Annotated in this window: 15 protein-coding genes; all 15 read right to left on the bottom strand. The window is 39.0% G+C overall.

Annotated features, from left to right (window positions below):
• Positions 1-104 precede the first annotated feature (104 nt).
• Positions 105-1,238: a molecular chaperone DnaJ gene (gene dnaJ, locus H7U02_RS10800; RefSeq protein ID WP_002886399.1), complete on the bottom strand. Its 1,134-nt coding sequence runs from the start codon at positions 1,236-1,238 to the stop codon at positions 105-107.
• Positions 1,239-1,392: 154 nt separating this feature from the next.
• On the bottom strand, positions 1,393-2,025 hold the full coding sequence (locus tag H7U02_RS10795) for a DJ-1/PfpI family protein (RefSeq protein WP_110981014.1): 633 nt from the start codon (positions 2,023-2,025) through the stop codon (positions 1,393-1,395).
• Between the two features lie 173 nt (positions 2,026-2,198).
• Entirely contained in the window at positions 2,199-4,022 is a 1,824-nt protein-coding gene (gene dnaK, locus H7U02_RS10790) for a molecular chaperone DnaK (protein ID WP_002886397.1), read from the bottom strand.
• Positions 4,023-4,106: 84 nt separating this feature from the next.
• Complete coding sequence (gene grpE, locus H7U02_RS10785) at positions 4,107-4,631, bottom strand: nucleotide exchange factor GrpE (protein ID WP_064525640.1); 525 nt, start codon at positions 4,629-4,631, stop codon at positions 4,107-4,109.
• Between the two features lie 38 nt (positions 4,632-4,669).
• Positions 4,670-5,704, bottom strand: coding sequence for a heat-inducible transcriptional repressor HrcA (hrcA, locus tag H7U02_RS10780; RefSeq protein WP_110981016.1), 1,035 nt, complete (start codon positions 5,702-5,704; stop codon positions 4,670-4,672).
• 188 nt (positions 5,705-5,892) lie between these two features.
• A complete protein-coding gene (locus tag H7U02_RS10775) occupies positions 5,893-6,477 on the bottom strand; it encodes a glycoside hydrolase family 73 protein (protein WP_002889706.1) in 585 nt (194 codons plus the stop codon).
• A complete protein-coding gene (locus tag H7U02_RS10770) occupies positions 6,474-7,271 on the bottom strand; it encodes a M15 family metallopeptidase (RefSeq protein WP_110981017.1) in 798 nt (265 codons plus the stop codon). The genes H7U02_RS10775 and H7U02_RS10770 overlap by 4 nt, the downstream gene beginning before the upstream one ends.
• Positions 7,258-7,962 (bottom strand): histidine phosphatase family protein, encoded by a 705-nt coding sequence (locus H7U02_RS10765; protein ID WP_110981018.1) that lies wholly within the window; start codon positions 7,960-7,962, stop codon positions 7,258-7,260. Before H7U02_RS10765 ends, H7U02_RS10770 begins: the two co-directional genes overlap by 14 nt.
• 115 nt (positions 7,963-8,077) lie before the next feature.
• A complete protein-coding gene (locus tag H7U02_RS10760; RefSeq protein ID WP_037604034.1) occupies positions 8,078-9,415 on the bottom strand; it encodes a PFL family protein in 1,338 nt (445 codons plus the stop codon).
• A gap of 17 nt (positions 9,416-9,432) precedes the next feature.
• The gene (locus H7U02_RS10755; protein WP_002886390.1) at positions 9,433-9,699 is read right to left on the bottom strand and encodes an ACT domain-containing protein; all 267 of its coding nucleotides are present in this window, start codon (positions 9,697-9,699) and stop codon (positions 9,433-9,435) included.
• A gap of 321 nt (positions 9,700-10,020) precedes the next feature.
• Positions 10,021-11,238, bottom strand: a complete 1,218-nt coding sequence (locus tag H7U02_RS10750; protein ID WP_060973120.1) for a CapA family protein — start codon at positions 11,236-11,238, stop codon at positions 10,021-10,023.
• A 164-nt stretch (positions 11,239-11,402) separates the two neighbouring features.
• A complete protein-coding gene (srtB, locus tag H7U02_RS10745; protein WP_049545168.1) occupies positions 11,403-12,239 on the bottom strand; it encodes a class B sortase, LPKTxAVK-specific in 837 nt (278 codons plus the stop codon).
• A gap of 86 nt (positions 12,240-12,325) precedes the next feature.
• On the bottom strand, positions 12,326-12,742 hold the full coding sequence (locus H7U02_RS10740) for an LPKTxAVK-anchored surface protein (protein ID WP_021143454.1): 417 nt from the start codon (positions 12,740-12,742) through the stop codon (positions 12,326-12,328).
• A 691-nt stretch (positions 12,743-13,433) separates the two neighbouring features.
• Positions 13,434-13,643 carry a helix-turn-helix transcriptional regulator gene (locus tag H7U02_RS10735; RefSeq protein ID WP_070654583.1) on the bottom strand — a complete coding sequence of 70 codons (210 nt, stop codon included), beginning with the start codon at positions 13,641-13,643 and terminating at the stop codon, positions 13,434-13,436.
• Between the two features lie 3 nt (positions 13,644-13,646).
• Positions 13,647-14,228, bottom strand: a complete 582-nt coding sequence (locus tag H7U02_RS10730) for a hypothetical protein (protein ID WP_201036582.1) — start codon at positions 14,226-14,228, stop codon at positions 13,647-13,649.
• Positions 14,229-14,462: the final 234 nt, after the last annotated feature.

Here is a 14,462-nt window from a genome sequence, read left to right as displayed (position 1 = left end):
TTTAGGGGGACTTTTTTTGATACATCGCTAAAAGCTTTTCGGAACCACTAGCACAGCTAGTGGTTTTCGTAAGACAAGAAAAAGACGCCTTCAGCGTCCTTCCTTTATAAATCTTCTAAGGCATCCTTTACTTTATTGAAGAAACCTTTTTTCTGTGGTGCGATTTTTTCATCACCACTTGCTTTGGCAAATGCAAGGAGAGCTTCTTTTTGAGCATCGTTTAGCTTCGTAGGAGTTACAATTTTAACTGTAACGTGTTGATCCCCTTGTGAACCTCCACGCAGACGTGGAGCACCCTTTCCTTTTAGACGGAAAGTTTTGCCTGTTTGAGTTCCTGCTGGAATGGTCATCTCAACGTTTCCGTGAACTGTTGGTACTTCGACAGTGTCACCAAGAGCTGCTTGGACAAAGGAAATGTTAAGTGTATAGTAAATTGTTGATCCATCACGAGTAAACTTATCGCTTGGATTAACATTGATGATTACGAAGAGGTCTCCATAAGGACCACCATTGAAACCAGCTTCACCTTGACCCGCAAGACGGATTTGTTGACCTGTTTCAACACCTGCTGGAATCTTGACAGATACTTTGTGGCTTTGTTTTTCATGTCCTGTTCCGTGACAAGTTTGACATGGCTCTTTAATTTCTTGACCTGTTCCATGACAGACATCACAGGTTACTTGACGACGCATCATACCAAGTGGTGTTTGCGTATCAACATTGATAACCCCTTGACCATGACAGCGACCACAAGTTACAGGGCTTGTTCCAGGTTTTGCACCAGATCCTGAACATGTCTTACATGTCGCTTCACGATTGTAGTGAACTTCTTTTTCGGCACCAAAAATCGCCTCTTCGAAGCTTAGGTTGACACGGTACTGAAGATCATCACCTTGACGTGGAGCATTTGGGTTACGAGTAGCACCACCACCAAAAAAGCTAGAGAAGATATCCTCAAAGCCACCAAAGCCTGCACCACCATCGAAGCCACCAAAGCCTCCTTGACCACCAAAACCATTCGCACCATCTGGTCCGTATTGGTCATAGGCTGCACGTTTTTGGTCATCACTTAAAGTTTCGTAGGCCTCTTGGACCTCTTTATATTTTTCTTCCGCACCTGGTTCTTTATTAATGTCTGGGTGGTATTTCTTAGACATCTTACGATAGGCACGTTTAATTTCATCTTGAGAGGCATCCTTAGATACCCCAAGACGATCGTAATATTCGGTATTGTTCATACAAGATACTAAGAGCGAACAGAAAGCGACTGAAATTTAGGAAACCGACAAGAAATCATGATTTCTTAGGAGGTTTATCTAATTTCCTAGCTTTCCGCTCGTGTTCAATTTCTCGAACACTCTTTGTTCCTTTCTATAATTTTCATGTAAATCTTTAGAGGGTCTTTTCTATACTTCGCTTCACTTCATCAAACTCTTCGTCTGATAGAGTAAATATCAAATCCTCTTCAGCGTACTCGTTCTGTTCTTTAAAATAGTTGTCCGTATAATCTGACAACCCTAGACTAAGAATCACTTTTCTTGCAAACTCTTGATGTGCAAAGCCTATGGCTGTAATGATTTTTTTATCTTGTACAACCACTTTAGGTTGGAAATTTTCACGTGGAAGAAATTCAAAATAGTCAAAGAAGTTTTGCCAAATTCCACCTGTAAATTTCGTGCCGTTCAACAAGCCTGCTTTTGCCAATAAAAGAGGTGCTGACGAAATGGCCGCAATTAAGATATTTTGCTCACCAAGACCCCTCAAAAACGAAATCAATTTCTCATCCTGTAGAGCAGGGCCTATATTTACCATACCTGGCAAAATGACACAAGAATAATCTTCTATACGTACTTGATCCAATGTTTTCGTCGGTTGACAGGGCAAGCCGTCCTCAGATACCACAATCGAATAATCTGAGGCTACATAATCAATCGTTATATCGAAAGACAGAGCTAAAGTACTCGTTAAAGAGGCTATCTCATAGAGAGAAAAATTAGGATAAATGATACAAAGTACTTTTTTCATAAGCGACATCCTCTATTTTAGCGAAAAACAGAGGCTGGTTTGCAACCTCTGGATTTCTTTTTATCATTTACTAGCTAAGCTCAACACCTTACCGAACTGAGCACGCCCTAACCTCTTGGTGAAAAAGAGAAATCTTCCTATTTTCACTGTGAGGTTTTAACGGACTTTGCATCTTATTTTTCAGTAAACTCTCCGTCTACGACATCGTCGCCTGAGTTATCTGCTGTTTGTGCACCTTCTGCTCCTGCTTGAGCTTGTTGTGCTGCTGCAGCTTGTTCGTAAAGTTTAACTGCAAGAGCTTGAGCTTTTTCGTTAAGAGCTTCCAATTTAGCCTTCATGTCATCAAGATTACCTGATTCTTGAGCTTTCTTAAGGTCATCAAGAGCTGATTGAGCAGCATCACGTTCTGTGTCGAAGCCTTTACCTTCTGTTTCTTTGATTGTTTTTTCAGTCGCAAAGATAGCTTGGTCAACTTCGTTACGAAGATCTACTTCTTCTTTACGTTTTGCATCTGCTTCAGCATTTGCTTCAGCATCTTTCATCATCTTTTCAATTTCTTCGTCTGTCAAACCAGAGTTAGATTGGATGACAATTGTTTGTTCTTTTTGAGTTCCAAGGTCTTTAGCTTTAACAGATACGATACCGTTCTTATCAATATCGAAAGTAACTTCGATTTGTGGGATACCACGAGGTGCAGCTGGGATATCAGTCAATTGGAAGCGTCCAAGAGTCTTGTTATCCGCTGCCATTGGGCGTTCACCTTGAAGAACGTGGATGTCAACGGCTGGTTGGTTATCTGCTGCAGTTGAGAAGACTTGTGATTTAGATGTTGGAATAGTAGTGTTGCGGTCAATAAGTTTTGTGAACACTCCACCCATTGTTTCGATACCAAGTGACAATGGCGTTACATCAAGAAGGACAACGTCTTTGACATCACCAGTAATAACACCACCTTGGATAGCAGCACCCATGGCAACTACTTCATCAGGGTTAACTGATTTGTTTGGTTCTTTACCAGTTTCAGCTTTAACAGCTTCTACAACGGCAGGGATACGAGTTGAACCACCGACAAGGATAACTTCGTCAATATCTGACAAGCTCAAACCTGCATCTGAAAGGGCTTGACGAACTGGAGTTTTCGTACGTTCTACAAGGTCACGAGTCAAATCATCGAATTTCGCACGAGTCAATGTCATTTCCAAGTGAAGAGGTCCAGCCTCACCAGCAGTGATGAATGGCAAGCTGATTTGTGTTGAAGTAACACCAGAAAGGTCTTTCTTAGCTTTTTCAGCTGCATCTTTCAAGCGTTGAAGAGCCATCTTGTCTGTTGACAAGTCGATTCCATTTTCTTTCTTGAATTCTTCAACCATGTGGTCGATGATTTTTTGGTCAAAGTCATCACCACCGAGTTTGTTATCCCCTGCAGTTGCCAACACGTCAAAGACACCGTCACCAAGTTCAAGAATAGATACGTCGAATGTACCACCACCAAGGTCGAATACCAAGATTTTTTCTTCTTTATCAGTCTTATCCAAACCGTAAGCAAGAGCTGCTGCTGTTGGTTCGTTGACGATACGTTCTACTTCAAGACCAGCGATTTTACCAGCGTCTTTTGTTGCTTGACGTTGTGCATCGTTGAAGTAAGCAGGAACTGTGATAACTGCTTTAGTTACTTTTTCACCAAGGTAATCTTCAGCATAACCTTTCAAGTATTGAAGAATCATAGCTGAAATCTCTTGTGGTGTGTATTCTTTACCGTTTGCAGAAACTTTTTCAGAAGTACCCATCTTAGATTTGATAGAGATGATTGTATCTGGGTTTGTTACTGCTTGACGTTTTGCAGCGTCACCAACGATGATTTCACCGTTTTTGAATGACACAACAGATGGAGTTGTGCGGTTACCTTCTGGGTTTGCGATAATTTTTGATTCAGTTCCTTCAAGAACTGCTACTGCTGAGTTTGTTGTACCTAAGTCAATACCAATGATTTTAGACATATGTTTTTCCCCTTTTTACTTAATTTCTATTTTGCTTTTTTATCTTTCATTCATAGTTTTCTGTCATTTCGGACAAGTTTTCAATTAATTATATACAACTACCATAGCTGGGCGTAAGACGCGTTCGTGGAGTTTATACCCTTTTTGGAAAACTTGTGCAATCGTATCTGCTGGATGTTCATCATCTGCAGGCATTGTTTGAATAGCCATGTGGAAGTTATGATCGAAATCACCATCTGCTGGAATTTCTTCAATCCCTTCCTCTTTAAGAGCATGCACTAAACTTTCTTGCACCATTTCCAAACCTTTTTTGACATCATCAGTCAAGCCCTCAACGGCAAGAGCACGTTCAAGGTTATCAAGTGATGGCAAAATTGCTTTTGCCAAATCTTGGCTACGATACTTTTGCAATTGTTGACGTTCTTCATTAGAACGGCGCTGAATGTTTTGCATTTCTGCATGGGCACGAAGGTATTTGTTTTCAAATTCTTCGGCACGCGCTTGGGCTTCTTCAAGTTCAGAAGGTTCGCTTACTTCCTCTACAACTTCTTCAGTTGTCCCCGTAGCTTCCTCTTCTTTCACTTCTTCTTTTTTAATATCTTCAGTCAAGGCATACACCTCTTTCTATACTTTTTAAATGTTATATCTTAGCTAACTTCATAATGGTTACTATTGAGGTAACGGTAATAATCCGTCAACTTCATAACCAAAACTCTACTAATAACATTGACCAAACTAACCATGCGACGATAATCCATTTCAACTGGGCCAATCACATGCATGAGCGCCATCCCACGATAAGGAATCAGGAATTTATGACTCATAACTGTGACATTTGCAAGCGCTTCTTCAGTTGATTCTGCAACCGAAATCTTGGTCACTTCATCATCGGAGATAGCTGATCGAAGCTCAAGTGCCACATGTTGTGGATTGTCCAAAAATTGATAGGTTTTTAAGTCGGCATAGGTCAGTGATGCAACCTTACCTTCGATGAAAATCAATTCCTTAAAAAGTTGTGAAAAGATATAATCAAACAAATCTAGAACATTATCTGTTATCTTGAAATACTTTTGCACAATCTGAGGAATCTCAGTTCTCAATCGGTAATGGATATCTAAGACAGTGTTTCCCAAAAAACGTTCTTGAACAAGCTTATGAAGAATTTCCAAATCACTAGACAAGAAATTCTTTGGAATAGCAAACTGAACTGTCACAGGCTTAGATTCATCTAGAGTAAGAACCGCTAAAGCGTCGTGATTGGATAGATGAACAATGTCAAATCCAGTCAGACGTTGTCGTGTCGGTTCCACATCTTGAATCACTGCTGTGCATCCTGTCATTTCTGCCAGCAGCTTTGCCGCTGCATCCAAGATATCTTCAAGTTTAAAAGCTTCAAAGTCAAAAGCTTTAACCACTTGATAAACATCTTGTTCATCAATCGTATCAAGATTCAAAGAATTAGCGACAAAATACTGGAAACCTGCTCGGCTTGGCATACGCCCACTAGAAGTATGAGCTTTTTCAAGATAGCCCATTTTTTCTAGCTTGGCCATGTCATTACGAATGGTCGCTGAACTCGAATCAATTGATTCTTGTAACGCTTTAGAACCAACCGGTTCATGTGTACGAGTGAACATCTCAACTATCAAATTCAAAATAGTGTTTTGCCTTTGCGTAATCACGATGTCACCTCATTTCTATTTATTAGCACTCTAACACGTCGACTGCTAACTTATGATTCTATTATACACCTAAACTTGAACATGTCAACCCAAAAAACCAAAAAATTAGCACTCTTTTTGAGAGAGTGCTAAAAATACATCTCAAGACCTAGAGAAGCAAAAAAGAGCACCTCCGAGGTACTCTAATCTTATCGATCATATTTTGACAAATGATAGGTCTCAATAATAGATATGAGGTGTTTGGCGTAATCTGGATCACTGCTAAAACCCGCAGCTTGTAGTTTTTCTGCCGCAACTTTATAACTAGTTGTTCCTGCCACCTCTTTATAGGTCGACTCGCCCCACGTTCCTTGGCGAAGTTCTTCTAAATAAGTCATCATAGAACTTGACCAATCCTTAAAAACTGCAAAATCCACCTTTTGGTATTGCCATTTCCCTTTACTGTAGATACTATCCTTTAAACGAATACGTTCTTGACCCGGCTGAGCTAGCAGACTGTAGATGTTATGGTATTTAACAGATAAAAGACTGCTACCATAATTCGACTCATATGCAGCTTGGCTAAGGAGAATTGACGCTGGCACACCATAGTTTTTGGACATCTTTTGAGCTGTTGGAGCTAAGGTCTCAATAAACTCTTGCTGCGTGTAAGCAACCTTTACCGAACGAGCATTATCATCTGTAGAGGCATGAAGAATCAAAGGTAAGACAATACCTAAAGCGAAAACAGCAACTAAGGTTATGAAGGCTTTTAGTTTAAAACGTCGTCTCACTTAGCTTTCTCCTTTAATAATGCCAAATATTCCTCCAAAGTAAGATTATGTTCAGTCATATACTCTGCTGACTCTTTACCAACATAGCGGAAATGCCAATCCTCGTAACCTACACCAGTTGATGATGTTTTACCATCTGGAAAACGAAGAACAAAGCCATATTTCGGCGCTAACTCTTTAACTTTAGCTACTGTATCTGGATCTGCTTCATTTAAGCTATCTACAGTACTCATATCAATCGCAAGACCCGTCTGGTGTTCACTCGCTCCTGGTGGTTGTGAATAGGTTTGAACCTTTTTCTCCGCCTGAGACTCCGTCAAACTTGGGTCAGCAGCCATTTCCTGCTGAACATAACTGTTATAAAGTTCTGTCTGATAAGCAACACTACGATAACCTGATATCAAGTGGTAACTTGGATCAATTTCTTGAGCAGCTGCTAAAAACTCCTTAACATTCTTAGCAATTCTCGCATCTACAGAAACACCATCGACATCAACAATCTCAGGATTAAGTTCTTTAGACTTATTATCTCGATTTACCAAAAGCAATTCCCAGTCTTTAGGCGATACATCAGGTAGTCCCTTTGTATCCTTGCTTCGAGTCGCATCGGTAGCTTGCTTACTACTTTTTATTACCGACGATCCATTGGTTTGTTGAACAGTACGACTGACACCAAATACTGAATAAAGTCCTGCTGCAACTAAAAGGACTGCAATCAAGACACTACTGATAACCAAAAACCAGTTGGTTTGCTTTTTCGCCTGACGGCGACTTGGATAGTTATTTTTTACCATTTTCTTTTTCTATTATCTCTCGCCCAACCTGACGATAAGTCATATCGCCAAGTGCTTCTAATGTAAATTTACCATTTTCATAAGCAACAACAGTAACCGAACCGTTGTCCAATGAAGGATGCTCGACAGAAGGATCAATTAACCAAGCAAAGGTTGCAATGGTCATACCGTGACTAACAACGATAGCATTACCACCACCAGACCTATCAAGATCCTCAGCAATAGCTGTAAACCCTTCTATAATACGTTTTCTGAGCACTTCCCAAGACTCTGCCCAACCAGCCGTATCCACATCAAGGATGCCTTGTGCAAGTTCAGGATAAGTTACCTCATGCAAATCCTTACCTTGAAAAGCATCTGTTCTCGGTAGCACACCGTAGAAAAGTTCACCATCATAGCCACCATCTAAACTACCAAAACACCACTCACGAATACGTTTGTCACGTTTATAAGGAATAGTTTCCAAACCCGTCTCACGTAAAATGATATCCATAGTTTGAATCGTTCGACCTGAATCACTAGAATATGCAGCTTTAAAAGGAATACCTGCTGCTTTCAGACCTACCCCCAATTCACGAATACCTTCTTCACCGAATGGGGTCAAAGGGCTATCAGACCAACCTTGTGCACGACCAATGGTGTTAAACATCGTTTTGCCATGTCTCGCAATATATAACCTAACCTTACTCATAGCGCCCCTTCTTTCCGTCATTTTTGAATTCATTATAGCACAAATCCCCTCGACTATCTAGCCAGCGAGACCATCAGAAAATGCCTTACCAATTGGCAAAGCATTTATCATCCGTTTAGTTTTTAAAGCTGTGAACAGGAGCTGGGATTTGACCACCACGCGCAATGAAGTCAGCCGATGAAGCTTTGTTTACCTTCATTACCGGTGCATACCCAAGAAGACCTCCAAGTTCCAGCATGTCACCTTCCTTACCATAAGGAATAATACGAACAGCTGTTGTTTTCTGGTTAATAACACCGATAGCCGCTTCATCAGCAATCATGGCCGCGATTGTAGTATCTGGCGTATCAGCAGGAATAGCAATCATGTCTAGACCAACAGAACAGATAGCTGTCATAGCTTCCAATTTTTCAAGGTTGATATGACCAGATTTAACAGCCGCAATCATCCCCTCATCTTCAGAAACCGGAATAAAGGCACCTGACAAACCACCAACTTGGTTACATGCCATGATACCACCTTTTTTAACTTGGTCATTAAGAAGGGCTAGAGCTGCAGTAGTACCATGTGTACCAACAACTTCAAGACCCATCGCTTCAAGGACACGGGCTACTGAATCACCAACTGCTGGTGTTGGCGCAAGAGACAAATCTACAATACCGAACTCGACACCAAGACGTTCACTGGCCATTTGACCAACCAACTGACCAACACGTGTGATTTTGAAGGCAGTCTTCTTAACTGTTTCAGCTAAAACATCGAAACTTTCGCCTGGAACTTTCTCAACTGCACGTTGCACAACACCAGGACCTGAAACCCCAACATTGATTACAACATCAGCCTCACCAACACCGTGGAAGGCACCTGCCATAAATGGATTATCTTCAACCGCATTGGCAAAGACAACCAACTTACCTGGACCCATTGGATCTTCCTGAGAAGCCTCTTTGATGATACGCCCCATGTCACGTACTGCTGTCATGTTAATACCAGTCTTTGTTGAACCAATGTTGACAGACGAACAGACAAAATCAGTCTCAGCAAGCGCACGTGGAATAGAATTGATAAGAATCTCATCACCTTTTTGGTAACCCTTTTGAACGAGCGCAGAGAAACCACCAATAAAGTTAACGCCGATTTCCTTAGCTGCTCGGTCAAGCGCCTTCGCAAAAGGTACATAGTCTGTAGCATCTGTTGCCGCACCGATGATTGAAATCGGAGTAACAGATACACGTTTATTAACAATCGGAATACCAAGTTCAGCCGCAATCTCGTCGCCAACAGTTACCAAATCCTTAGCCTTAGATACAATCTTGTTATATACTTTTTCCGCTGCCTTATCGATATCTGAATCGATACAGTCTAGGAGTGAGATTCCCATGGTAATGGTACGAACATCAAAATTCTGTTCCTCAATCATGGCAATGGTTTCTGTGACCTGTTTAATATCCATTTTAAGCTACTCCTATCTTACAAGTTGTGCATAGCATCAAAAATTGCTGAACTTTGGATGTTGATTTTAACGTTCAATGACTCACCAAAGGCTTCCAATTCAGCACGTAGGTGTGTAAAATCTTGTTTGTCTTCTGATGATACAACCGCCATCATGGTAAAGAATTCATCAAGAACTGTTTGAGAAATATCATCAATATTCAAGCCAAGTTCTGCCACCTTAGTCGCAACACCCGCAACAATACCTGATTTGTCCTTACCTACAACTGTAATAATCGCTTTCATGAGAAGCCTCCATCATTTTATTTTGTATAATTTTAGCATATTTTGATTAAAAATGCTATTTTTTATGAAATTTGCATATTTTTTCTTGAAAAAGACGAATGTTTCAGAGAAATTTAACTAATATCGTTTATAAAAACACCCTCTCTTTGACTCAACTACTTGTGGATAAACTTGTTCACAACCTAAATAATATCTCTCTTATAAAACCTTGAAAAATCAAGATTCAACACTATCAACAGACTTTTCCACACCTGTGGATAAGTCTGTGGGTAACTTGTCGATAAACAAAAAATATCGCCATTTTCAGGCGATATCTTAGCTTTATTTCCATTTTAAATTAACATGGGCATTCATTTCTTTATAGGCAGTATCTATACGCTCTTTGGTTTCTTCATCCAGTTTATTTCTATATTTACCACCCTTAATGAAATCCTCTAAAATATAAGTTTGGTAAGTATACAAAGGGTATCCCTCTGGTGAAGTTGTTCCTTTAGGCGTACGGTTAACCCAAGTCGGATGCGCTTGAGCAGTCTTAATCGTGGTTTGACCATTCTTTTTCTCAAGGGTGACATCCATTAAGACACCCCTCTCTGTCCACTCTGCACTATCCACACCATCCATGGTCTCTATGCGCTGGTTTGAGATGAAATTCCCCATTGAGTAAATAATAAGTTTTTGCTGTCCATCCTTTTTAACCACCTCAGAAGGTTCTACCACATGAGGATGACCTCCAAAGATAATATCAGCACCCCAATCAATCATCTTATGATAGAGTTTAACCTGTTCATCTGTCGGTTCCAAACGATATTCAACACCCATCTGAGGCATGATAACCGTGATATCTGCTTCTTTTTCGGCACGCTGAATCTCGGCTTTCATACGTTTTTCATCCAAATTCGATAAGTGGTCTGCAACCTCTTTATCCGTCAAGTTCGACTCTAGGCCATTGTAACCATAAGCATAGGAAAGTATTGCAACCTTAATCCCATTAACATTCTTGATGAGGAGTGGCGCCTTGTCTCGTACCGGTTTTTCGTAAACACCAACAGGATCAATTCCCACTTTTTTAAAAGCATCAGCCGTTGTAAAAGCTCCCTCTAAACCAGAATCCAAGATATGGTTATGAGCCAAATCCATAACATCATAACCTGCATCCTTAATAGCTGCTGTCACTGATTGAGGAGCATTAAACAGAGGATAGCCTGACAAAGGATAATCAGGATTAATCGTTCCCTCGAAATCACCCAAAACCAAATCAGCCTGCTTTAACCACGGCTTCACATAAGTAAAATTCTCCGTGAAATCATAGCTGCCATCTGCCTGCAGGGCACTCATATAGAGACCGTCATGATAGAGCAAGTCCCCATTAGCCATGATACGTGCTGTCTGTACCTGGTTTGAGGCATTCTTTTGCTGTTCATTCTTACTATGAACAATTAAAATCTCAAGAAAAAGCAAACCTAAGACGAGAGCAATCAACCCCATCAAAATCTTATTAGTCATCGCATTGTCACGCTTTTTAGCCTGGCTCTGTTTCATAATACTCTCCTTTTTCATACTTCTAGTGTACCAAAAAAACTTATCCATTGATGATAAAAAAGATTAATAAACGGTTACATCTCAATTCCATGACGATTGAAAGCATCAGTTTTCTTAGACAAGATAAAAACTCTACTTCATACGAAGTAGAGTTCTGTTAATAATTAGCGTGTTGGTGTGTATTCCAAATCTTTACCATGTTTAGCTACAAAATCAGACATTTCAGAGTCTGGAATTTGACGCAAGTAGAGATTAGCACGAATCGTTTCATCTTCCTCACGACAAGTCGAAAGAACGAGGTATTTATCTGAAGCACTAACCTTCAAATCCTTGTTTTTTACACTTGCTTGATCATAGATGATATCCAACTGTTGTTTAAAGTCTTTATCGCTTTCAAATGATGTACGATAGAAAGCTGTGTCTTCAGGCACAATTACCATAGCAAGCGCTTCATAATAATACTTACGTTGAGGCGTCTCAATAACAACATATTTGTGTTTATCAAAGAACGACTGATCACTATAGTAGTTAACATCGTTGAACATACGACTATCAGCAACCTTACTGCCTCGAGCATGACCGAAGAGCCATGTCAAACGATCGCTGAAATCTTTCTTATTGTCTGTATCCATGAAGACCGTTCCCAAATATGGAACGTTTCCTCCATCAAATGTTTTATCTAAATAGGTTGAATTGTCGGTTGTTTGAACAACTGGCTCATCCAATTTAGTCCCTGGTGCATAGACATAAGCGATAGTATCAGGGTTTGTCGCCTCAAGACCATCAAATTTATTTTTGAGGTAGGCTTTCTCCTCATCTGAAACTTTATAAGTGTTTGCTTTTTTAGTCGTTAAAACACTCTTAACACCATTAGAGGACGATGCTGTCGGAGACATAAACTGGAAGCCAAGGAAGACAGCCAAAGCAGCAATGACTAAGGCTGAAATCCCAGCAATCAGTTTTTTGCGAGATCCAGTAGATTTACGATTATGATTACTCATGAAATGTCAAATCCTTTTCTTTATCCATAGAAAAATATCACCGAAGCCCTAGCCCCAGTGATATTCTTTTTAGCAATAGCAGTTAATTATTTAACAGCTGCTGTGTTTGGAAGAGCTTTAGCGTCAGCTTTTGCTGCTGCTGGAGCTTTTTGTTCTGCAGCTTTAACAGCTTTAGCTTCTTCTTTAGCGTCTTTGTTAGCGTTAGCTTTATCAGTAACTACAAATTCGTCTTTGATGATGTTTCCGTTAGCATCACGTTTTGGTTCGATGTGTTCACCAGCATCTTCAAATTTTTGTTTAGTTGAATCTGCATCAACGTTGTTAAGACCATCTTTAGCAGCTTGAGTAAGACCACCTTCGTTGTTTGTGAAGAAGTCACCACCAGTTGCTTCAGTTTTGTTATCAAGGTTTCCAGTGTGAACGTTACCGTCGTTAGCGAAAACTGCTGCTGATGAAGCGAATACTGCAAGAACTGCAGCTGATGTAAGCAATACTTTTTTCATAATTGTTTCTCCTCTAATGGATTATTATATATTTAGTATCAGGACCTCCCTGACATCTATAGATTATAACACTATTTAGAGATATGTCAACAATTTTTAAAAACTTTTTTAAATTTTTAATATATCCTACAATTCCTACAAACAAAGGGTTTTCGAGGTGTGTTACCAAATAGTAATAATTAATCATTTTTAATTTTAATGTTATTTTAGGTAATTTGTTATATCCTCTGCTAAGTTTAAATACAAATTTAAATCATATATATAAGCATAATTCGTAAAATATACACTCATTATTATGTGCAGTTTTTTTGCCAAAAATCAAGAGATATTTAATAGACGTATAAAACCCTTTACTGATAATATGTTTGAAGTATCTAACAATATTATCTTTCAAATAAATGTATTCATTCACTTTTATCGTTTTTGTATGACAACTACATAATATACAGGACCTCAAACCTGAATAAATTAGAGAAACATTAGCGTTTTTGAGAGCATTTCCGCCTAAAAAGTTCTATTATTGGGTTAAAATGCTTGAAAAATAAACTATTATCTTATTTTTGAAAGCGTTTTAATTAAGATGTAGTCAAAAATAACTCCTTTGAAAATACTCTTTCTTATCAATACCTCGTCTCAGAATAACAAGTTTCCAAAAACTGATACACAAATCAATTGGATTGTTTTACTTCTCTTATTTCAGACGAAATAGTTCTTCCACTTGTTTATTTAAGACTTGTGCTATTTTTAAAGCCATTTCCAACGAAGGGTTGTAGCGGTTATTTTCCAAGTGAACAATCGTTTCTCTCCGTATTCCTACTTGATCTGCTAAATCTTGTTGAGTCATACCATAAGCTTCCCTTACTTCTTTCAAGTTAGTCTTTATTTTACTTTCTTTCGCCATATCTCATCCCCTTTTTTCAGTGATAAAGTAAGTAATGGCAAATAATAAGAGTAAAAAAGCCACCAAAATATAAAGGAATCCAGCATTCAAAACGAAAACTTTACAGACAGCTATCAAGGTTGCCATTCCCAATAATATAAAGATTGCTATTGTAAACAAAATGGAAGAGGACTTTGCAATATTTCTATAAAATCGTTCATCGGGTTCTTCATTAATTCTCTTGAATAAGAAGTAAAACATTAATAACAATTGAATACTTAATCCAATTCCTAACATTATATTCTTAATCAAAGAACCAGGAGTTAGCAGCCAAACTCCAATAGTATAGATCGAGGACGAGAGAAGTACAAGCACTGTATATAATTTTGCAGTAATCCCAAACATGTTTTTTTCTTTCTTTTGATAGGTTGATTTTGAGAGGACCGATACCATCGTACAAACCAAATACGAAGGAAGCCAAGCCGTCGTCATAATAGCACCTTTCGCTAGAATCGGTAGGTGATTCCCCAGCAATAAAACTAAACATACGACAATAAGCACGCTAGCGATATAAAGGATTATCTTTAAGTTCTTCGACATTTTCATTTTCGTCACCTTCTTTCATCATGTTATAAATACATCACACCTTATCTGTTATAAATATATCACATTGTTGTCAGAATTTCAAGATGAAGACAAAACTCTAGTAAGATTTTGAACAATTTTTCAGAAATCTATACAAAAAAGCACCCATAGGGCTGATTGATATGATACCTCTTAAGTAGACAAGGTAAATACCTAAAATCTACTTAAGAGGTATTTTTATGTCTAGAAGAGAAA

The organism is Streptococcus sp. 3.1 (genome assembly GCF_016648915.1).
Taxonomy (GTDB): domain Bacteria; phylum Bacillota; class Bacilli; order Lactobacillales; family Streptococcaceae; genus Streptococcus; species Streptococcus salivarius_E.
Note: the sequence above shows the minus strand (reverse complement) of the source record. Positions and strands in the feature narration are given on the sequence as shown.